17 protein-coding genes, 1 tRNA gene and 1 pseudogene are annotated in these 18,967 nt (G+C 73.5%); 11 read left to right on the forward strand and 8 right to left on the reverse strand.

Annotation, left to right across the window (positions count from 1 at the left end):
• Window positions 1-45: 45 nt before the first annotated feature.
• Window positions 46-642, forward strand: a pseudogene (locus tag ACPFP2_RS08330) (NADH-quinone oxidoreductase subunit C); the annotation flags it as partial.
• Between the two features lie 365 nt (window positions 643-1,007).
• Window positions 1,008-1,970: an NADH-quinone oxidoreductase subunit NuoH gene (nuoH, locus tag ACPFP2_RS08335; RefSeq protein WP_363873356.1), complete on the forward strand. Its 963-nt coding sequence runs from the start codon at window positions 1,008-1,010 to the stop codon at window positions 1,968-1,970.
• 207 nt (window positions 1,971-2,177) lie between these two features.
• Here nuoH and ACPFP2_RS08340 read toward each other — a convergent pair whose 3' ends face one another.
• The 4 genes from ACPFP2_RS08340 to ACPFP2_RS08355 form a co-directional block, all read right to left on the reverse strand.
• Entirely contained in the window at window positions 2,178-3,455 is a 1,278-nt protein-coding gene (locus ACPFP2_RS08340) for an RNA polymerase sigma factor (RefSeq protein WP_424087730.1), read from the reverse strand.
• A 100-nt stretch (window positions 3,456-3,555) separates the two neighbouring features.
• Window positions 3,556-3,990 carry a YciI family protein gene (locus ACPFP2_RS08345; protein ID WP_424087732.1) on the reverse strand — a complete coding sequence of 145 codons (435 nt, stop codon included), beginning with the start codon at window positions 3,988-3,990 and terminating at the stop codon, window positions 3,556-3,558.
• Window positions 3,991-4,138: 148 nt separating this feature from the next.
• Complete coding sequence (locus ACPFP2_RS08350) at window positions 4,139-5,164, reverse strand: glutathione S-transferase family protein (protein WP_424087734.1); 1,026 nt, start codon at window positions 5,162-5,164, stop codon at window positions 4,139-4,141.
• 112 nt (window positions 5,165-5,276) lie between these two features.
• Window positions 5,277-5,852 carry a Uma2 family endonuclease gene (locus ACPFP2_RS08355; RefSeq protein WP_424087736.1) on the reverse strand — a complete coding sequence of 192 codons (576 nt, stop codon included), beginning with the start codon at window positions 5,850-5,852 and terminating at the stop codon, window positions 5,277-5,279.
• Window positions 5,853-5,948: 96 nt separating this feature from the next.
• Between ACPFP2_RS08355 and ACPFP2_RS08360 the strand changes: the two genes are divergently transcribed.
• The 8 genes from ACPFP2_RS08360 to ACPFP2_RS08395 all read left to right on the forward strand — a co-directional run bounded on the left by ACPFP2_RS08360 (window position 5,949) and on the right by ACPFP2_RS08395 (window position 15,355).
• The gene (locus tag ACPFP2_RS08360) at window positions 5,949-6,560 is read left to right on the forward strand and encodes a NuoI/complex I 23 kDa subunit family protein (RefSeq protein WP_424087738.1); all 612 of its coding nucleotides are present in this window, start codon (window positions 5,949-5,951) and stop codon (window positions 6,558-6,560) included.
• Complete coding sequence (locus ACPFP2_RS08365; RefSeq protein ID WP_424087740.1) at window positions 6,557-7,123, forward strand: NADH-quinone oxidoreductase subunit J; 567 nt, start codon at window positions 6,557-6,559, stop codon at window positions 7,121-7,123. The genes ACPFP2_RS08360 and ACPFP2_RS08365 overlap by 4 nt, the downstream gene beginning before the upstream one ends.
• Window positions 7,120-7,533: an NADH-quinone oxidoreductase subunit NuoK gene (nuoK, locus tag ACPFP2_RS08370; RefSeq protein WP_424087742.1), complete on the forward strand. Its 414-nt coding sequence runs from the start codon at window positions 7,120-7,122 to the stop codon at window positions 7,531-7,533. The genes ACPFP2_RS08365 and nuoK overlap by 4 nt, the downstream gene beginning before the upstream one ends.
• A complete protein-coding gene (locus ACPFP2_RS08375) occupies window positions 7,530-9,464 on the forward strand; it encodes an NADH-quinone oxidoreductase subunit L (protein WP_424087744.1) in 1,935 nt (644 codons plus the stop codon). Before nuoK ends, ACPFP2_RS08375 begins: the two co-directional genes overlap by 4 nt.
• Window positions 9,465-9,519: 55 nt before the next feature.
• Entirely contained in the window at window positions 9,520-11,022 is a 1,503-nt protein-coding gene (locus tag ACPFP2_RS08380) for a complex I subunit 4 family protein (protein WP_424087746.1), read from the forward strand.
• Window positions 11,023-11,053: 31 nt separating this feature from the next.
• Complete coding sequence (locus tag ACPFP2_RS08385) at window positions 11,054-12,649, forward strand: NADH-quinone oxidoreductase subunit N (RefSeq protein WP_424087748.1); 1,596 nt, start codon at window positions 11,054-11,056, stop codon at window positions 12,647-12,649.
• 399 nt (window positions 12,650-13,048) lie between these two features.
• Window positions 13,049-13,927, forward strand: coding sequence for a zinc metalloprotease HtpX (htpX, locus tag ACPFP2_RS08390; protein WP_424087750.1), 879 nt, complete (start codon window positions 13,049-13,051; stop codon window positions 13,925-13,927).
• 168 nt (window positions 13,928-14,095) lie between these two features.
• Complete coding sequence (locus tag ACPFP2_RS08395) at window positions 14,096-15,355, forward strand: MFS transporter (RefSeq protein ID WP_424087752.1); 1,260 nt, start codon at window positions 14,096-14,098, stop codon at window positions 15,353-15,355.
• Window positions 15,356-15,502: 147 nt separating this feature from the next.
• On the opposite strand, the gene ACPFP2_RS08400 is transcribed toward ACPFP2_RS08395, so the two are convergent.
• From ACPFP2_RS08400 to ACPFP2_RS08410, 3 genes are all read right to left on the reverse strand, one after another.
• Window positions 15,503-16,192 carry a cation diffusion facilitator family transporter gene (locus tag ACPFP2_RS08400; RefSeq protein ID WP_424087754.1) on the reverse strand — a complete coding sequence of 230 codons (690 nt, stop codon included), beginning with the start codon at window positions 16,190-16,192 and terminating at the stop codon, window positions 15,503-15,505.
• A complete protein-coding gene (locus tag ACPFP2_RS08405; protein ID WP_424087756.1) occupies window positions 16,189-16,548 on the reverse strand; it encodes an ArsR/SmtB family transcription factor in 360 nt (119 codons plus the stop codon). The genes ACPFP2_RS08400 and ACPFP2_RS08405 overlap by 4 nt, the downstream gene beginning before the upstream one ends.
• 810 nt (window positions 16,549-17,358) lie before the next feature.
• A complete protein-coding gene (locus tag ACPFP2_RS08410; RefSeq protein ID WP_424087758.1) occupies window positions 17,359-17,853 on the reverse strand; it encodes a YajQ family cyclic di-GMP-binding protein in 495 nt (164 codons plus the stop codon).
• A gap of 147 nt (window positions 17,854-18,000) precedes the next feature.
• Between ACPFP2_RS08410 and ACPFP2_RS08415 the strand changes: the two genes are divergently transcribed.
• Window positions 18,001-18,084 (forward strand) — tRNA-Tyr (locus tag ACPFP2_RS08415).
• A 121-nt stretch (window positions 18,085-18,205) separates the two neighbouring features.
• Here the strand turns inward: ACPFP2_RS08415 and ACPFP2_RS08420 are convergent.
• Window positions 18,206-18,931: a VOC family protein gene (locus ACPFP2_RS08420; RefSeq protein WP_424087760.1), complete on the reverse strand. Its 726-nt coding sequence runs from the start codon at window positions 18,929-18,931 to the stop codon at window positions 18,206-18,208.
• Between the last annotated feature and the right edge of the window lie 36 nt (window positions 18,932-18,967).

Consider the following 18,967-nt stretch of genomic DNA (forward strand, 5'->3'; position numbering starts at 1 on the left):
GACGGCCCGACACGACCGGCGGCTGCCGGCCATAGGATCAGCGGCATGACTCCGGAAGAGGTCGGCCGGCGGGTGGTCGCGCTGCTCGCGCCGGTCGAGGCCACCGCCTCGGTCTCCGGCGGCCAGTCGTACGCCCGCGCCACCGTCGACGTACCGCCGGCGAGCTGGGCCGACGCGCTGCGGGCGGCCCGGGACGACGCCGAACTGGCCTGCGACTTCTTCGACTGGCTGTCGGCGGTGGACGAGCTGGCCGCCGGTTTCGACGTGGTGGTCCACCTCTGGTCCACCCGGCACCGGCACGGGATGCTGCTGCGTACCCGGGTGCCCCGCGAGACGCCCGCCGTGGCCTCGGTGGTCGACCTCTACCCCGGCGCGGCCTGGCACGAGCGGGAGACCCACGAGATGTTCGGCATCGACTTCGCCGGCCACCCCGGGCTGGCCCCGCTGCTGCTGCCGCCGGAGTTCGAGGGGCACCCGCTGCGCAAGGAGTTCGTGCTCGCCTCCCGGGTGGCGAAGCCCTGGCCCGGCGCGAAGGAGCCGGGCGAGTCCGAGGCCGGTGGCGGTCGTCGGGTGGTCCGCCCGCCGGGCGTGCCCGCGCCGGGGGAGTGGGGGACGACGCCCACGCCCGCCGGTGCGGCCGGGGTCGGCGAGGGGCCGCGCGGCGGTACGCCGGCCCGCCCGGCCCGGGAGCGGCCCACCCGCCCGGCCCCGGGCGCGCGTCCGGCGCGTACCCCCCGGGCCGGCGCGACCGGCGACGACCCGGCGGCGCCCGGCCAGCCGGCTCCCGGCACTGCGGCGGTCGAGCGTCCGCCTGCGGGTGCTGCGGCGGTCGAGCGTCCGGCGGCGGGTGCTGGCGGGCCGGGAAGCCCGGCTGCCGACGGTGGTGGCGCGCCGACCGACCCGGCGGCCGGGGGCGGCGGTTCCGGGCCGGCCGACCGGCCCGCCCGGGGTGGCGCGGCCGACGACCGGGCGGCGGACCGGGGCGGCGACGAGGGGGGCACGGCCTGATGCCGACCTGGTTGGAGCTGGTGATCCGGGTCGGCGGCGTGCTGGTCGCCTTCCTCACCCTGCCGCTCGTGGTCGGGCAGGCCGAGCACAAGGTGATGGCGCACATGCAGGGCCGGCTCGGTCCGATGTACGCCGGCGGTTTCCACGGCTGGGCCCAGCTCGTCGCCGACGGGATCAAGTTCGTGCAGAAGGAGGACGTCACCCCGCGCGAGGCGGACCGGGCGGTGTTCCGGCTCGCCCCGGTGGTGGCGCTCGTGCCCTACCTGCTGGTGCTGCTGGTCATCCCGCTGGGCCCGGACGACCTGGTCGGCCAGCCGTTGGACATCGGCCTCTTCTTCGTCCTCGCCGTGGTCGGGGTGGGCGTGGTGGCGGTGCTGATGTCGGCCTGGGCCTCGGCCAACAAGTACAGCCTCCTCGGCGGCCTGCGCGGGGCGGCCCAGCTGCTCGGCTACGAGCTGCCGCTGGTGCTGGCCGCCGCGTCGGTGGCGATGGCGGCCGGAACGCTCAGCCTCGGCGGCATCGTGGAGGCGTGGCGGCCGTGGTGGCTGCTGTGGCAGGCCCCCGCGATGATCGTGTTCTTCGTCGCCGGGCTGGCCGAGATCCGGCGGCCCCCGTTCGACATGCCGATCGCCGACTCCGAGCTGGTCTTCGGCTACATGACCGAGTACACCGGCCTGCGCTTCGCGTTCTTCCTGCTCGCCGAGTACGTCGGCATCGTGGTGATCGCCGCGCTGACCACCGTGCTCTTCCTCGGTGGCTGGCAGGGCCCGTTCGCCGACGCGCAGCTCGGCTGGCTCTGGACGCTGCTGAAGGTCTTCGCGGTCTCCTTCGTCATCATCTGGCTGCGGGTGAGCTACCCCCGACTGCGGGAGGACCAGCTCCAGCGCCTCTGCTGGCTGGTCCTCGTCCCCCTCGCCCTGGCCCAGCTCGTCCTCACCGCCGCCGTCCGCCTGGCCCTCTGACCGGATCCAGTCGGGCCCTCGCCGCCCGGCCGCGGCCGGCGTGATCCACTCCGTTTGCGGCGTGTTGCGGTGTCCCGAGGCCCAGGAAACCCGACACAACACAGAAAAAAGGGACCCGCCCCCCAGGGAAGGTGTCCGGTCGACCGGACACCGCGACACACCGCAGAGCGAGGGGCCCGGCCCGCAGGGGCGGGGACGGTCGCGGAGTCAGGGGCGATCCGTTCGCGCCGGCTGATCGCAGGCGGCGGCGCGGTCCCGCAGCAGGGTCCGCTCCCGCTCGTTGCGGGTCAGCGACGCCGCCCGCTCGAACTCCGCCCGCGCCTCGGCGTGCCGGCCCAGTCTGGCCAGCAGGTCGCCGCGCACGCCGGGCAGCAGGTGGTAGTTCCGCATGGCGGGGAAGGCCAGCAGCTGGTCCAGCAGCGCCAGCCCGGCCTCCGGCCCGAAGGCCATGGACAGCGCCACCGCGCGGTTCAGCTCGACCACCGGGGACGGCGCCGCCTCGGCCAGCTGCTCGTAGAGCCCGGCGATGCGCTCCCAGTCGGTGTCGGCGAAGTGGCGGGCGCGGGCGTGGCAGGCGGCGATGGCCGCCTGCAGCACGTACGGGCCGGGCTCGCCGTCGACCAGGGACTGGGCCCGCTCCAGCGCGGCCACGCCGCGGCGGATCAGCAGCTGGTCCCAGCGGGCCCGGTCCTGGTCGGCCAGCAGGATCGGCTCGCCGCCCGGGCCCGTACGGGCGGCCGCCCGGGAAGCCTGGATCTCCATCAGCGCCACCAAGCCGTGCACCTCGGGTTCGCGCGGGGCCAGCCGGGCCAGTATCCGGCCCAGCCGCAGGGCGTCCTCGCACAGCGCCGGCCGCATCCAGTCGTCACCGGCGGTGGCCGAGTAGCCCTCGTTGAAGATCAGGTAGACGACCTCGAGCACCGAGGAGAGCCGGGCCGCCAGCTCGTCGCCCTGCGGCACCTCGAACGGCACCCGGGCGTTGGCCAGGGTCTTCTTGGCCCGCACGATCCGTTGCGCCACGGTCGGCTCCGGCACCAGGAAGGCCCGGGCGATCTCACCGGTGGTCAGGCCGCCGAGCAGCCGCAGGGTCAGCGCGGCGCGGGCCTCCGTGGACAGCACCGGATGGCAGGCCACGAAGACCAGCCGCAGCAGGTCGTCGCCGATGCCGTCATCCTCGGCGACCGTCGCGCCGATGTCCGGGGCGGAATCCGCGAGTTCCCGGCCGATCTCCGCGACCTTGCGGCTGAAGGTCTCGCTGCGCCTGATCTGGTCGATGGCCCGGCGCTTGGCGGTGGTCATCAGCCACGCGCCCGGACTGCGCGGCACGCCCTGCGCCGGCCACTGTTCCAGCGCCGCGACCAGCGCGTCCTGCGCCAGCTCCTCGGCCACGCCGACGTCGCGGACGAGCCTGGTCAGCCCGGCGACGAGGCGGGGCGCCTCGATCCGCCAGACCGCCTCGATCACACGGTGGGTGTCAGTGGTCATGGCCCCGCGTCCATCCCACCGCACCCCGACGTACCAGTGCCCGTGCCGCGTGGGCGGGTTCGCCCCGGAGCCGGACCCGCGTCTGCCGGGCTGTACGGGTTCAGTTGTTCCCGCCGGCCTTCGCGTGCCGTTTCTCGACCGCCTCCCGCTGCTCGGCGGTGAAGGTCTCGCCGAAGTCCTCGGCCTGGAAGACCCGGCGGATCTCGATGTTGGTCCGGGCCCCCGCACCCGGCTGCCGGATCGGGCAGCGCTTGAACCACTCGACGCACTCCTCCAGCGACTTCGTCTCGACCAGGTAGTAGCCGGCGATGAGTTCCTTGGTCTCGGTGAACGGCCCGTCCACCACGGTCCTCTTGTCGCCGTCGAAGTAGATCCGGGCGCCCGTGGCGCTGGGCTGGAGGCCGTCGGCGGCCAGCAGCACGCCGGCGTCGATGAGCTCCTCGATGAACTTGCCCATCGTGTCGAAGTCCTCGGTGGCGGGCAGCACGCCGGCTTCGCTCTCCGCGGTGGCCTTGGTGATCACCATGAACCGCATCGTTGTCTCCTCGTGTCAGGGTGCCTTCTCACCTACGCGTCGAACGGCGGTCGGCCCGTTCGACACCCTGCCGGAGGTTCTTCCGCCGACGACGCCACCACTGTCATCACTGCCGTGGTGGCGAGGCCGGCGAACGCAGGCAGGGCGGTCAGCGCAGAGGGGTGTGGGAGGGGCCGACCCGCTCGGCGGGCGGTGGCGGGGGCGGCGGCGTGCCGTCGCCGAAGGGACGACCGCCCAGTTCCTCCCGGCCGTGTGGGGTGAGCCAGTTCGACAGGTCGGGGCCGAGCGGCACCACCCCGCTCGGGTTGATGTCCCGGTGCACCTCGTAGTAGTGCCGCTTGATGTGGTCGAAGTCGACCGTGTCCCCGAAGCCGGGGGTCTGGAACAGGTCCCGGGCGTACGCCCAGAGCACCGGCATCTCGGTCAGCTTCTGCCGGTTGCACTTGAAGTGGCCGTGGTAGACCGGGTCGAAGCGGACCAGGGTGGTGAACAGCCGCACGTCCGCCTCGGTGATCGTGTCGCCCACCAGGTAGCGCTGCCCCGACAGCCGCTCGGTCAACCGGTCCAGCCGGTCGAAGAGCTGGTGGAACGCCTTCTCGTACGCCTCCTGGGCGCCGGCGAACCCGCACCGGTAGACGCCGTTGTTGACGTCCCGGAACACCACCGCGTTGACCTCGTCGATCTCCGCGCGCAGGTGCTCCGGGTAGAGCTGCGGCGCGCCCGGCCGGTGGTACGCAGTCCACTCGGTCGACAGGTCCAGGCTCATCTGCGCGTAGTCGTTGGTGACCACCTGCCCGGTCGGCACGTCCACCAGCGCCGGCACGGTGATGCCCCGCTCGTAGCCGGGGAAGCGCCGGAAGTACGCCTCCTGCAGGCGCTCGATGCCGAGCACCGGGTCGCGGCCGTCCGGGTCGAGGTCGAACGTCCAGCTCCGGGCGTCGTGGGTGGGGCCGGCCACGGCCATCGAGATGGCGTCCTCCAGGCCGAGCAGCCGCCGGACGATGATCAGCCGGTTCGCCCACGGGCAGGCCCGGCTGACCGCCAGCCGGTACCGTCCGGGCTCCACCGGCCAGCCGTCCCGGTCGTCGGCGGTGATCCGGGTGGCGATGTAGCGCTGGTCGCGGGTGAACTCCCCGCCCGGCTCCACGTACTTCCCGCCGCTCTGCTCGTCCACGACCGCCCCCTCAGTCCGACTGCACCGCTGCGACCCATCTTGGCGGACGGTGTACCGGTCGGCCCGGCGAGCGCGCGGGATCACGCCCCGGGGCCGGCGGACGAGCCGTCGCTCACCGGCGCCGAGGCGTGATCCGGGACAGCGGGATATCCATCTCCCACGGCTCGGGCAGCAGGATGCCGTCGGTCATCCGCGCCGCCTCGACGTAGACCCCCTTGACCGGGTCGAGCTTGTGGGCGTGCACGACGATGCCTGCCTCGGTCTCGACCCGCCAGAAGTACGGGATGTCCGCCTCGGCGTACAGGGCGGGCTTGAGCACCCGGTCGATGCTGCGCGAACCCTCGGAGACGATCTCCACGACCAGCAGCACCTCGTTCGGGCGGTAGCACGACGGGTTGCGGACCGACGCGTCCAGCTCGGTGACCAGCAGATCCGGGGTGAACGATCGGCGGCGGGAGACGCGGACCTCGACGCCCTGGGTGACGTCCAGGTCGGCGGGGCAGGTCTCCTCCAGAGCGGCCATCAGGCGGCCGGCGATGGATTGGTGCAGTCGCGTGGGGGAGGGCGACATGAGCAGGTTTCCGTCCAGGAGCTCGGGGCGACGACGACCGTCGTCGGGCAGTCGGTCCAGGTCGTCGGTCGTCCACTCGCCCGGCGGCGGAAACTCGTCGTGCATGGCGGCGGTCATCGACGGGTCCTTTCCGGTGCGTCGTTCTCCCCGCCTGTCACCGTACCGCCGGGAAGGGACGGGTGGTGGTCGCGCTCGCCGGGGGCACAGGGCAGGATGAGCGGCATGAGCGAGCGCAGCGAGCGCGGTGGTCTTCCCGGCGAGGGGCTGGTGAAGGGGCTGGCGGTCACGCTGAAGACGATGACCCGCCGCTCGACCACCCAGCAGTATCCGGACGTCGCCCCCGAGCTGCCGCCCCGCTCCCGGGGTGTCATCGCGTTGCTGGCCGAGAACTGCACGGTCTGCATGCTCTGCGCGCGCGAGTGCCCGGACTGGTGCATCTACATCGACTCGCACAAGGAGGAGGTGGCGGTGCCCGGCGCCGCCCGCCCCCGCCAGCGCAACGTGCTCGACAAGTTCGACATCGACTTCTCGCTCTGCATGTACTGCGGCATCTGCGTCGAGGTCTGCCCGTTCGACGCCCTCTACTGGTCACCCGAGTTCGAGTACGCCGAGTACGACATCAAGGACCTGCTGCACGACAAGGACCACCTGGGCGAGTGGATGGGCACCGTGCCGCCGCCGCCGGCGCACGACCGCAACGGCGAGCCGGCCAAGGAGGAGGCCACCGCCGCGCGCAAGGCCGCGGCCCCGTCCAGCTCCGCCGCCCGCCCCACCGTGGTACGCCCCGAGCCAGGCCCCGCCCCCGACGGGGGTACGCCAGCATGACCGGTGCGGACGTGCTGCTGCTCGCCCTCGGCGCGGTGGCGGTCGGGGCGGGTGTGCTCGTGGTCGCCACGAAGCACCTGGTCCGGGCCGGCCTCTACCTGGTCGTCTGCCTGGGCGCGCTGGCCGGCGACTACCTGGTGCTCACCGCCGAGCTGGTCGCCTGGGTGCAGGTGCTGATCTACGTCGGTGCGGTGGTGGTGCTGCTGCTCTTCGCGGTGATGCTGACCCGCGCCCCGATCGGCGCCTCCGACGACCTGGACCGTCCCGGCTGGCCGGCCGCGCTGATCGGCGGGGGCGCCGGGCTGGGCCTGGCCGTGCTGCTGGTGGACGCCTTCCGCTGGACCCGGGTGGAGCTGCCCGCGGCGGGCACCGCCGAGCGCCTCGGCGAACAGGTCTTCCGCTCCTGGGTGCTGCCGTTCGAGGTGCTCTCGGTGCTGCTGCTGGCCGCCCTGGTCGGCGCGATCGTGCTCTCCCGTCCCGACATCGGCCGCCGTCCCGACGCGCCGGCCGCCCCGGCCGCCCGCCCCGGCCCGGCGTCCACGGACGAGGGAGGCCGCGCGTGAGACCGGTCGTCCCGTACGTCACCGCCGCGCTCCTGTTCGGCCTGGGCGTCTACGGCGTGCTGCGCCGGCGCAACGCCGTACTGGTGCTGATGGCGGTCGAGTTGATGCTCAACGCGGTCAACCTGATCCTGGTCACCGCCGACACCACGGCGAAGGCCGCCCTGCCGCACGGCGGGCAGGTCTTCGCGCTCTTCGTGATCGTGCTCGCCGCCGCCGAGATCGGTGTCGGCCTGGCCATCGTGCTCCAGCTCTACCGGCTGCGGGCCAGCGTCGCGGTGGACGAGGTGCCGCTGACCGAGCCGCCGGTGCCCGTGCCGGCCGCTGCCGTGGCCGAGCGGTCGGCCACCACGGTCGGCGTCGACCGGCCGGCGGCCGGCTCGGGTGTGGACGGGGCGGAGGGGGCGAGGTGACCGGGCTGCTCGGGGCCGCGCTGCCGGCCGTACCCCTGGTGGCGGGCCTGACCGGGTTGCTGCTGCCACCGTCGCCGAAGGGCGCGACCACCGGGGAGGACCGGGCGCGTCGGGCGGCGACCGCCCTCGGGGTGGCCGGCGCGGCCGGCGCCCTGCTGATCGCGGTGCTCCTGGTCGTCCGGGTCGGCGACCCGGTGGAGACCTCCACCACCTGGATCGATCTCGGCGGCCTGCGGGTCACCCTCGGCGTCCGGCTGGACGGCGCCGCCGCGCTGGTCGCGGTGGCGGTCGCGGCGGTCGCCCTGGCCGTGCAGGTCTACTCCACCGCCTATCTGCGGCGCGGCCGGCACGACGACGTCGAGGTGGACCACCGCTACCCGCCCTACGCGGCGCAGATCAGCCTCTTCACCGCCGCGATGCTGGTGGTGGTCGTCGCCGGTGACCTGGTCATGCTGCTGGTCGGCTGGGAGGTGATGGGGCTCTGCTCCTACCTGCTCATCGCCCACGACCGGCGGCTGCCCGAGGCCCCGGCCGCCGCGATGAAGGCGTTCCTGGTCACCCGGGTGGGTGACGTCGGCTTCCTGCTCGGCATCGCCCTGCTCGGCGTCTCGGCGGGCAGCTTCTCCATCGCCGACGTACTCGCCCACGACCACTCGGCGGGCACCCTCACCGCCGCCTGCCTGCTGCTGCTCGCCGGGGTGGCCGGCAAGAGCGCCCAGTTCCCGCTGCACACCTGGCTGCCCGACGCGATGGCCGGCCCCACCCCGATCTCGGCGCTGATCCACGCGGCCACCATGGTCGCCGCCGGCGTCTACGCGGTGACCCGGCTCTGGCCGCTCTTCGCGGCGGCCCCGACCGCGCTGGCGGTGCTCGGCGTGCTCGCGTCGGTCACCCTGCTGCTCGGCGCGTTCGCGGCCACCGCCCAGGACGACCTGAAACGGGTGCTCGCCTGGTCGACGGTCTCCCAGATCGGCTACATGACCGGGGCGCTGGCGGTCGGCGCGCCCGCCGCCGCGCTGTTCCACCTGCTCACCCACGCCGCCTTCAAGGCGCTGCTCTTCCTCGCCGCCGGGGCGGTGATCCACGCGTTGGGCACCACGCTGATGTCCCGGATGGGTGGGCTGCGCCGCGACATGCCGGTCACCTTCTGGTGCACGGTGATCGGGCTCGGCGCGCTGGCCGGGGTGCCGCCGCTGTCCGGCTTCTGGAGCAAGGACGGCGTGCTTGCGGTCGCCCAGGCGGCGGCGCTGGACGGCGCCGGTCCCGCGCCCGCCTGGGTGGGCTGGCTGGTCTGGCTGGCCGGGCTGCTCGGCGTGCTGGTCACCGCGTGGTACGCCACCCGGCTGCTGCTGCGCGCCTTCCTCGGCGAACGCCGGATGCCGCTGCTGCACCCGCACGACCCGCCGGCCGCGATGCGGTGGCCGGTGCTGCTGCTCGCCGTGCCGGCCGCGCTGCTCGGACTGGCCGGCTTCACCCAGTCCTTCGCCCACCGGCTGTTCTTCCCGGCGGCGCCCGCCGTCGCCCCCGGGGAGCAGGTGCTCGTCCACCTCGGCCCGGCGCTGCTGCTGCCGACCGTGCTGCTGCTCGCCGGGGCCGCGCTGGCCTGGACCGGCTGGCGGCGGGACCCGGCCGCCGACCCGGCCCGAACGCTGGGTCCGCTCCGCCCGGTCTTCGCCACCGCGTTCCGCCTCGACGACGTGCAGCAGGCCCTGGTCGTGCGCCCGGCGGCGGACCTGGCCTGGGTGGCGCAGGCGGGCGACGAGATGGTGGTCGGCGGCGTGGTGAAGGGCGTCGGCCGGGGCACGGTCGGCCTGGGGGGCGCGTTGGCCGCGCTGCACCGCGCGGCGCTGCCCCGCGCAGCGGCGGCGGTGCTGGCCGGCGCGCTGCTGGTCGGGCTGGCCGCCGTCCTGCTGATCGGAGGGACGCCGTGAGCGCGAGGAGTGAGCCGGTGTTGCGAGCCCCGCAGTCGCGAACCGGGGAGATGTCGTGAGCCTCGGGGAGTTCCTGCTGGTCGCGGTGCTGGCCCTGCCGGCGCTGGGTGCGGTCGCGGTGGCGGCCACGCCCCGGGACCGGGCCGCCCGGGTGGTCGGTACGGTCGTCGCCGGGCTGACCCTGGTCGGTGCGGCGATGCTGGTGCTCGGCGACCACGGCTGGTTCGGGTACGGCCCGGCGCCCGCGGTGCAGCCGTGGCACCGGCTCGACGTGCCCTGGGTGCCCGGCCTGGACCTGCGCTTCCACCTCGGGGTGGACGGGATCTCCTGGCCGCTGGTGGTGCTCACCGCGCTGCTCACCCTGCTCTGCTGCGGCTACACGCTCTGGCGGGTGCCGGCCGGTGGCAGCGGGCGGGCGCTGGTGGCGCTGCTGCTGGTGGTCGAGGTGGGCATCCTCGGCACCTTCCTCGCCCTGGACCTGATCCTGTTCTTCGTGTTCTTCGAGGTCGTCCTGCTGCCGATGTACGCGATCATCGCCGGGTGGGGCGGCGAGGACCGGCGGCGGGCGGCCCGGAAGTTCGCCCTCTACACGCTCTTCGGCTCGGTGTTGCTGCTGGTCGGCGTCTACGTGGTGGTCGCCGCGGCCGGCACCGCCGACGTCGTGGCCCTGACCGGTGGGGCCGGGCTGTCCCGGGGCACCCAGTTGGCCGCGTTCACCCTGCTGGCGCTCGCCTTCGCGGTGAAGAGCCCGCTCTGGCCGCTGCACTCCTGGCTGCCCGACGCGCACAGCCAGGCCCCCACCGTCGGCAGCGTGATCCTCGCCGGGGTGCTGCTCAAGATGGGCACGTACGGGCTGGTGCGGATCGCGGTCGGGGTGGCTCCCGAGGGCGCCCGGTGGGCCGCCCCGGTGCTCGGCGTGCTCGCCGTCGCCGCGATCCTGGTCGGCTCCCTGGTCTGCCTGGCGCAGTCCGACCTGAAGCGGCTCATCGCGTACTCCAGCGTGGGGCACATGGGCTTCGTGCTGCTCGGGGTGGCCACGCTGACCGCCACCGGCATCCAGGCGGCGCTGATCGGCAACATCGCGCACGGTGTGATCACCGGCCTGCTCTTCTTCCTCGCCGGGGCGGTCAAGGACCGTACGCACACCGGCGCGCTGACGGAGTTGTCGGGGCTGCGGGAGACCGCGCCCCGGCTCGCCGGGCTGCTCGGCTTCGCGGCGGTCGCCTCGCTCGGGCTGCCCGGACTGGCCGGCTTCTGGGGGGAGGCGTTCGCCGTCGTCGCGGCCGTCCAGCGCGGCGGTGGGCTCTGGACCACGCTGGCCGTGCTGGCCGCGATCGGTGGGGCGCTGACCGCCGCGTACTTCCTGCGGCTGCTGCGACTGGTCACCCACGGCCGGCCCAGCCCGGCGGTGGCCGGGATCACGCCCGGGCTGGCCGGGGCGGAGCTGACCGCCTGGGCGCCGCTGGTGCTGCTCGCCCTCGCGGTGGGGCTGGCCCCGACGCTGGTGCTCGGCCTGGCCGCCGGTCCGGTGGACGCGCTGGTGGGGGTGCTGCGGTGAGGACGGGGACGGAACCGGACGAGGTGGCGGCATGAGCCTGGTGCAGAGCGTCGACAACGTGGCGCTGCTGCCGGCGTACCTGGCCGCCGGCACGGCCGTGCTGGTGCTCCTGGCCGACCTGCTGCTGGCCCGGGCCGGCGCGACGGCGGCGGTGGCCGCCGTGGGCGCGGTCGCCACCGCGGTCGGCGCGGCGGTGGTGGGCGCGGGACAGACCCGGCGGACGTTCTGCGTCGGCGCCGACTGCTCCTGGGTCCTGGACGGGCGCGCGGCCCTCGTCGCCGCCGTCTTCGCGCTGCTCACCCTCGGGGTGCTCGGGCTCTCCGGGCCGCTGCTGCGCAGCGGGCCGACCCCGGCGGGGGAGTACTGCTTCCTGCTCGCCTGTTCGATGACCGGCGGCGTGGTGCTCGGCGCGGCCGGCGACCTGATCACCCTGATCGTCGCCCTGGAGACCCTCACCCTCCCGCTGTACGTCCTGGTCGGGTTGCGTCGGGGCAGTCTGGCCAGCGCCGAGGCGGCGGTCACCTTCTTCGTGGTCAGCGTGGTGGCGACCACGGTGACCCTGCTCGGCGCGGCCCTGTTGTACGCGGTCACCGGCGGCCTGCACCTCGACCGGCTCGGCGCGCTCCTCGATGAGGGGCGTGACCTGCCGCTCACCACCGCCGCGATCGTGCTGGTGGTGGTCGGGATCGCCTTCAAGGTGGCGGCGGTGCCGTTGCACGCCTGGGCCCCGTCGACCTACGACGGCGCACCCCTGCCGGTGGCGGCGTACCTCTCCACCGCCTCGAAGCTCGGCGGGGTGGTGGCCCTGCTCGCCGTGGTGCAGCGGGCGCTGCCGGCCGACGTCACCGGCCCGGTGCTGGCCCTGCTCGCCGTGCTCACCATGACGGTCGGCAACCTGGTGGCGCTGCGCCAGCGGCGTACCGTCCGGCTGCTCGCCTGGTCGTCGGTGGCCCAGGCCGGCTACATCCTGGCCCCACTGGGCGCGCTGGCGCTGGCCGCCGGCCGCACCGGTGACGCCCCGGCGACCGCCTACGCCGCCGCGGTCGCGTACGCGGTCTTCTTCGTGGTGCTGGAGCTGGCCGCCTTCGCGGCCCTGGTGGCGCTGCGTCCGGCCGGTGCGGACGGCGGCACCGTCGACGACCTGCGCGGGGCGGCCCGCCGGCATCCGTGGGTCGGCGCGGCGTTCGCGCTGGCGCTGATCGGGCTGGCCGGGCTGCCACCGGGCCTGGCCGGGCTCTTCGCCAAGGTGACGGTGGTCCGGTCGCTGCTGGACGGCGGCGCGGGGTGGCTGGCCCTGGTGGTGGCGGTCAACGCGGTGATCGGGCTCGCCTACTACCTGCGCCTCGCCGCCACCCTCTACGCCGTCGACGCGGTGCCCGTCTCCGGCACCGCGCCCGTCTCCGGCGACGTGTCGGGCACCCTGGCCGGCGGCGCACCGGCAGTCTCCGGCGGCGTACCGGTCGGCGCCGCGTCGGTCGTCCCGGCGGACGCCGGCGCAGTGGTCGTGGCCGGCGCCCCGGTCGGCCGCCCGGCCTGGACCGTCGCCGTGGCGCTCGCCCTCGCCACCGTCGTCGCCGTGGTGCTCGGCTTCGCCCCGCAGTTGGTCCTCGACCTCGCCGCCCGCTGACCCGCCGGGCCGCCCGGCCTGTCCGGGCCCACCCGGCGGATCTGCCCGACCCGTCCGCCCCGCCCGTCCGCCCGACCTTCCGCCCGGTTTGCGGCGTGTCGCGGTGTCAGACCGGCGGGACACCGCGACACACCGCAAACCGGGTTGATCAGGGGGCCGCCGGCCCGGGCGGACGGCCCATCCGGCCTGTCCGACCCCCCGCGGTGCGTCTCGGGGGGATCACCGACTGTGACGCCGTGACGGACCGTAACCAGAAGGATCCCGAGGTCCGGGCCGGTTTACAGCGGGCGCACAGCATGCTCCAGGCAACTCTCAGTCATGAGCAGGATGGTTGTGGGGTACCGGTGTCGTTGTACCGGTCGGCGGGCCCCGCGTGGCCCGCGCACCGAAGGAGCGATCGTGCATCACAACCGTCTGAAGACCGCAGCGCTGCTCGGCCTGTTGACCTCGCTGATCCTCGCGGTCGGCTACTGGTTCGGCGGCAGCGGCGGCCTCGTCATCGCCGTCGTCGTCTCGTTGCTGATGAACGGCGTGACCTACTTCTACTCCGACAAGCTCGCGCTGCGCTCGATGCGGGCGCAACCGGTCAGCGAGGCGGAATTCCCCGAGCTGTACCGGATGGTGCGGGAGTTGGCCACCGAGGCGCGGCAGCCGATGCCCCGCCTGTACGTCAGCCCGACCTCGCAGCCCAACGCGTTCGCCACCGGGCGCAACCCGCAGCACGCGGCGGTCTGCGTGACCCGGGGCATCACGGAGATCCTCGACTACCGCGAGCTGCGCGGCGTGATCGGGCACGAGCTGTCGCACGTCTACAACCGGGACATCCTCATCTCCAGCGTGGCGGCCGGGCTGGCCGGCATCATCACCATGCTGGCCAACATCGCCTGGTTCATCCCGCTGGGCGGTGGCGACGACGAGGACGCCCCGAACCCGGCCGTGCTGCTGCTCACCCTGATCCTCGGTCCGATCGCCGCCACCGTGATCCAGCTGGCGATCAGCCGGAGCCGGGAGTTCCAGGCCGACGCCTCCGGCGCGCAGCTCACCCGCGACCCGCTGGCCCTGGCCAGCGCCCTGCGGAAGATCCACATGGGGACGCAGGCGCGTCCGCTGCCCGCCCAGGGCCAGCTGACCAGCACCGCCCACCTGATGATCGACAACCCGTTCAAGCGGGGCGGCGGCATCGCCGCGCTCTTCTCCACCCACCCGAGGATGGAGGAGCGGGTCGCCCGGCTGGAGCAGTTGGCGGCCAGCAGCGGCCCGGTGCAGTTCCAGCGCTGACGGGTCCGTACCACCCGGTTCCGCCCGTGTCCGGTCCGCCGGACCCGGGCGGATCTGCGTGTACGAGTGGCGCGGCGGCGTCGCGCGCGTCATATCCGCTTTCCGCCGGAGCGGCCCGGCGTTAGGGTCGGCAAGGCTCCCACCCGTTACATCTCCAGGAGGTCGGCCGTGGCCGCTCTGCGCCAGTACCTGGGCGTCTGGCGGATCCCCGGGGCACCGATGCTGCTGGTCCTCGGCATCGTCGGGCGACTCGGGATCGGCATGACCCCGCTGGCGCTGCTGCTGGTCGTCGAGGGGGTGACCGGCCGGTACTCGCTCGCCGCCGTGGCCGGCGGCATCTACGCCCTCTCCGGCGCCGCGCTCAGCCCGGTCGCCGGGCGGATCGCCGACCGGGTCGGCCCCACCCCGGTGCTGCTGACCACCGCCGTCGCCCACCCGCTCGCCCTGTTCGGGCTGCTCTGGGCCAGCCGGTCGGAGGCGGGCAGCATCGCCCTGATCTACCTCGCCGCCGGGGTGGCCGGAGCCACGTACCCGCCGCTGACCGCCGCGATCCGGGGCGCCTGGAACGACCTCACCGGTCCGGCCTCCGGCCGCTACCACCTGCGCAACACCGCGCTCGCCGCCGAGACCTCGCTCTTCGAGGTCGTCTTCGTGCTCGGTCCGCTGCTGGTGGCCGGCTTCGTGCTGGTCGCCGACGCCGCCGCCGCGCTGGTCGGGGCTGCCGTGGTGACTCTGGTCGGCACCGGCGCGGTGGCGCTCGGCAAGGTCATGCGCGGCTGGCGGCCGCACCCCCACGAGCACCACGCCAAGGGGCTCGGCCCGCTGCGGGTGGGAGGTTTCCCCGCCCTGCTGGTCTGCGTCGCCAGCCTCGGCATCGCGTTCGGCGCGGCCGGGGTGATCGTGCCCGCCTACGCCGGCAACCAGTCCACCGGCGACCCGGAAGGGCTCGCCGGGCTGCTGCTCGCCGTCTGGGGCGTCGGCAGCGCCGTCGGGGGCTTCTGGTTCGGCGTCCGCAAGCCGTCGGCCAACATGGCCCGCCAGTTCGCCTGGCTGCTCGGCGCGGTCGCCGGCAGCTTCGCGGTCTTCGCGGTGATGCCGACCCCGCTGGCGCTCGGCGTCGCGCTGGTGATCGGCGGGGCCACCATCGCGCCCGCGCTCACCCTGGAGAACACCCTGGTCGGGCGGATCGCCCCGACCGGCATGCTGAACGAGGCGTACACCTGGGTGGTCACCATGTCGGTGGCGGCGAGCGCCGCGGGCGGCGCGGTGGCCGGGCTGATCGTCGACCAGGCCGGCGGCGTGCCCTGGGCGTTCCTCTTCGCCGGGGCGGCGGTCGCCGTCGGGGCGACGGTCGCCGGGCTGCCCGCCGGTCCCGTCGCCCGCGCCGAGGCGAGAGCGGTACGCGCGGAGCAACCGGCCCCGGTCTGACCGGGGTGGTCGTCGGCGAGGTGTGCCGGCCGGGCCGGCGGGTAACTCACCGGTCATGTTCGTCTTCTTCTCGAACCGGCTCGGATGCCTCGGTTCGATCCTGGTCAGCGCGATCCTGACCGTGGTGCTGATCCTGATCTTCTCGCGCTAGCCGGAGCAGCAGCCGTCGCCGCCGCACGCCTCTCCCTCGCCGCTGGCGGCGCTCGCGGGCAGCGGCGCGCAGTCGTCGCAGTGCTCGCCACGCCAGGCCGCCACGCCCTCCTTCACCGCTACCCCGGCGATGACGAGCCCGGCGACGGGATCCGCCCACGACCATCCCCAGAGGGCGTTCAGGGCCAGGCCGACGAGCAGCACCGCGGACAGGTAGGTGCAGAGCATCGTCTGGGTGGAGTCGGCCATGACGGTGGCGGAACCGAGTTCCCGACCGGTACGCCGCTTCGCCCCGACGAGCAGCGGCATCACGAGCAGCGACGCCACGGCCAGACCGATGCCGACGGGACTGGCGTCGGCGTCACCCCCGGTGAGCAGCGAGCGGAGGGCGTCGACGATCACCCAGGCGGCCAGGGCGAAGAACGACGCGCCGATCAGCCGCAGCGCCAGCCGCTCGCGATCCTCGGGCACCCGGGAGCGGAACTGCCAGATGAGCACGGCGGCGCTGGACACCTCGACGAACGAGTCCAGGCCGAAGCCGATCAGGGCGGTGGAGGATGCCGCCGCACCGGCGACGATCGCGACCATGCCCTCCAGCAGGTTGTAGCCGGCGGTGGCGTAGGCCAGCCACAGGCTGCGCCGGGACAGCACCGCCCGACGCTCGGGGGTCAGCAGAGCGGCGCTCACGCGCTGGCCCCCGCCCGGGCGGCGGTCGGTGCCCCGTAGACCGGGCAGAGGGCGACCGCCTCGCCCGTCGCCGCGAGGACCTGTTCCGCCGAGCGCAGCAGATCCAGCAGCTCGGGCCGGATCAGCGCGTAGAACGACTGACGCCCCTCGACCCGGTAGTCGATCAGGCCGCAGCCGCGCAGGCATGCCAGGTGCTTCGACACGGTCGACTGGGCCAAACCCAGCTCGCCGGTCAGGTCGACCACCCGCGCCTCGCCGGACGCCAGCCGGCGCAGGAGCGCCAACCGGGTTGGATCACCGAGGGACCGGAACAAGGCCGCGGCCGGTTCCAGCCCGAGCGGAGAACTCATCGTCATTCCGCGATGATAACGCCACCTGGCGATGGGTTAGTCACGGGGCGACGGCCCAGGGTTGGGGCGCCGCGCTGCAATTGCGCCAAGGTGTGGAGATCACGTCGAGTCCGATGCCGGCCGTTGAACTAGCGCCCGGTGTCCACGGTCCGGCTGTTCATCCTGTGTATCGTCGGCGGCCTCTTCCCGTACCTTGCAAGCGCGTGACGAGGAGGATCGGCGTGAGCGTCGATGTCGGTCGGGGACCGGCCGGGGACTCGCCTGTTTCCACTACTCGATCGGCCTCCCCCTCGGCGAGGGGCAGGCCGACGTTCCTGCCCTGCTGCGGCACGTGGCGAAATCCATCGAAGACCTCGCGGAGCACGGCGCGGTCGACGTAGCGGGTCTGATGTACAGCAACGACGAGGTGAACGAATACGGTCAATGGCCTCGCGTGACCGTCTTCTACACCCTCGATTAGCTGCGCCTTCTGTCGGACAAGCCCGGTGAGGTCCCGCCTGTTCCTGAGGCACGCACGGACCGGCCGGAGCCTTCTGTGGGCTCCGCCCCGAACCCCGTGTCCGACGGCGGCCAGCCGATCGACATCGAGGCGCTGTGGGAAGGGGCGGACGCCGGCGAACGTCGTTAGCCGGTCTTCCTCAACGCGCGATTCCTGCCGAGGCGCGGAGAGGGGTCCAGGCCGACCCCGTAGGCGGGTCAGGCGGCAGCCAGGTCGTCGCCAGGCCGTCGGCGTCAGACAGTGATGACGAACGACGACCATCGGCGACGACGTCTGCCCGGTTCACGAAGGGTGAGCGCGGCTGTGGTGGCCGAGCCTTACCGGTAGTTGGTGAACTGGAGGGCGACGCCGAAGTCATCGCCCTTGAGCAGGGCGATGACGGCCTGGAGGTCGTCCTTCTTCTTGCCGGTGACCCGCAGCTGGTCGCCCTGGATCTGCGCCTGGACGCCCTTCGGCCCCTCGTCACGGATCTTCTTGCTGATCGCCTTGGCCTTGTCCGAGTCGATGCCCTGGATCACCTTGGCGTCGATCTTGAAGATCTTGCCGGAGGGGCGAGGGTCGCCGGCGTCCAGCGACTTCAGCGAGATGTTCCGCTTGACCAGCTTCTCCTTGAAGACCTCCAGGGCGGCCCGGACCCGCTCCTCGGTCTCCGCCTGGAGGCTGATCGCCTCCTCGCCCGACCAGGAGATCTCCGCGCCGGTGCCGCGGAAGTCGAACCTCGTCGCGAGCTCCTTCTCCGCCTGGCGGAGGGCGTTGTCGACCTCCTGGCGGTCGACCTTGCTTACGATGTCGAACGACGGGTTCGCTGCCATGCTCATGCTCCTGCTGTCCGGCGGTCTGTGCTGGTACGTCCCCCGCTGACCAGCGTGGGACCCCCTGACGGTACCCGGTTGCGATGACCCCGGGGACAACCGCTATCCTTGGCTCCGCTGCCGCGCGCGAGTGCGGTGGTATGCCCTGGCGGGTTGCCCGAGCGGCCAATGGGAGCGGACTGTAAATCCGTCGCGAAAGCTACAGAGGTTCGAATCCTCTACCCGCCACCAGGCAACGCAAGGCCCCTGAACTACGGAAACGTAGTTCAGGGGCCTTCGTCGTCTGCTGCTGCCGTTGACCACTGTCGCCGCAGACCCGGGGCTCCCGGCCGTGGCCAACGGATGAGGAGGGTCAGCCCGGGGTGAGGAGGCAGAACTCGTTGCCTTCCGGGTCGGCGAGGACCTTCCACGGGACATCCAGGTCGATGGCGGTGGCGCCGAGAGTCCGCAGTCTGGCCGCCTCGGCCTCCAGATCGTCACCGGGGTACGGCCGGACGTCGAGATGGACGCGGTTCCACCCGGTCTTCACGTCGGGTGTGCGGATGAACTCCAGATATGGGCCGACGCCCTTGGCGGAGCGCAGTACCGCGGCCCGGTCGGTCACCTCGTGCAGGTCCCAGTCCATGGCCTCGCCCCAGAAGCGGGCCATGGCTCGCGGATCCGCGCAGTCGACCACCACCGCGGCGATCGGTCCGGTGTCCCGGTAGAGCGGTCGGGGGTCCAGCACGCAGAACTCGTTGCCCTCCGGGTCGGCCATGACCGTCCATGGCACGTCGTCCTGGCCCACGTCGGGTGTCGCGCCGAGATCCCTCAGACGCGTGACCAACTCCTTCTGATGGGCCGCCGAGGTGGTGGCGAGGTCGACGTGCACCCGGTTCTTCACCGTCTTGGGTTCCGGGGAGGCGATGAGGTCGATGCAGACGGCGACGGGGTCGGGATAGACGAAGCCCTCGGGTTCGAGGTTGGTCACGCCGGGTCCCTCGCTGGAGATTCCCCAGCCGAGCGCCCCCGCCCAGAAACCGCCCAGCGCGGAGTCGTCCTGAGCCTTCATGTTGATCTGCACAAGCCGCGTCGCCACGCCGACGATGCTAGCGGAACTCCGGCACATCAAGAT

The sequence above is a fragment of the Micromonospora citrea genome (genome assembly GCF_049629545.1).
Classification (GTDB): Bacteria; Actinomycetota; Actinomycetes; order Mycobacteriales; family Micromonosporaceae; genus Micromonospora; species Micromonospora citrea_A.

Coding starts and splice junctions, on each gene's coding strand:
- nuoH (WP_363873356.1), top strand. CDS start 1,008: ATGCCGACCTGGTTGGAGCTGGTGATCCGGGTCGGCGGCGTGCTGGTC.
- ACPFP2_RS08340 (WP_424087730.1), bottom strand. CDS start 3,455: ATGACCACTGACACCCACCGTGTGATCGAGGCGGTCTGGCGGATCGAG.
- ACPFP2_RS08345 (WP_424087732.1), bottom strand. CDS start 3,990: ATGCGGTTCATGGTGATCACCAAGGCCACCGCGGAGAGCGAAGCCGGC.
- ACPFP2_RS08355 (WP_424087736.1), bottom strand. CDS start 5,852: ATGACCGCCGCCATGCACGACGAGTTTCCGCCGCCGGGCGAGTGGACG.
- ACPFP2_RS08360 (WP_424087738.1), top strand. CDS start 5,949: ATGAGCGGCATGAGCGAGCGCAGCGAGCGCGGTGGTCTTCCCGGCGAG.
- ACPFP2_RS08365 (WP_424087740.1), top strand. CDS start 6,557: ATGACCGGTGCGGACGTGCTGCTGCTCGCCCTCGGCGCGGTGGCGGTC.
- ACPFP2_RS08385 (WP_424087748.1), top strand. CDS start 11,054: ATGAGCCTGGTGCAGAGCGTCGACAACGTGGCGCTGCTGCCGGCGTAC.
- ACPFP2_RS08405 (WP_424087756.1), bottom strand. CDS start 16,548: ATGACGATGAGTTCTCCGCTCGGGCTGGAACCGGCCGCGGCCTTGTTC.
- ACPFP2_RS08410 (WP_424087758.1), bottom strand. CDS start 17,853: ATGGCAGCGAACCCGTCGTTCGACATCGTAAGCAAGGTCGACCGCCAG.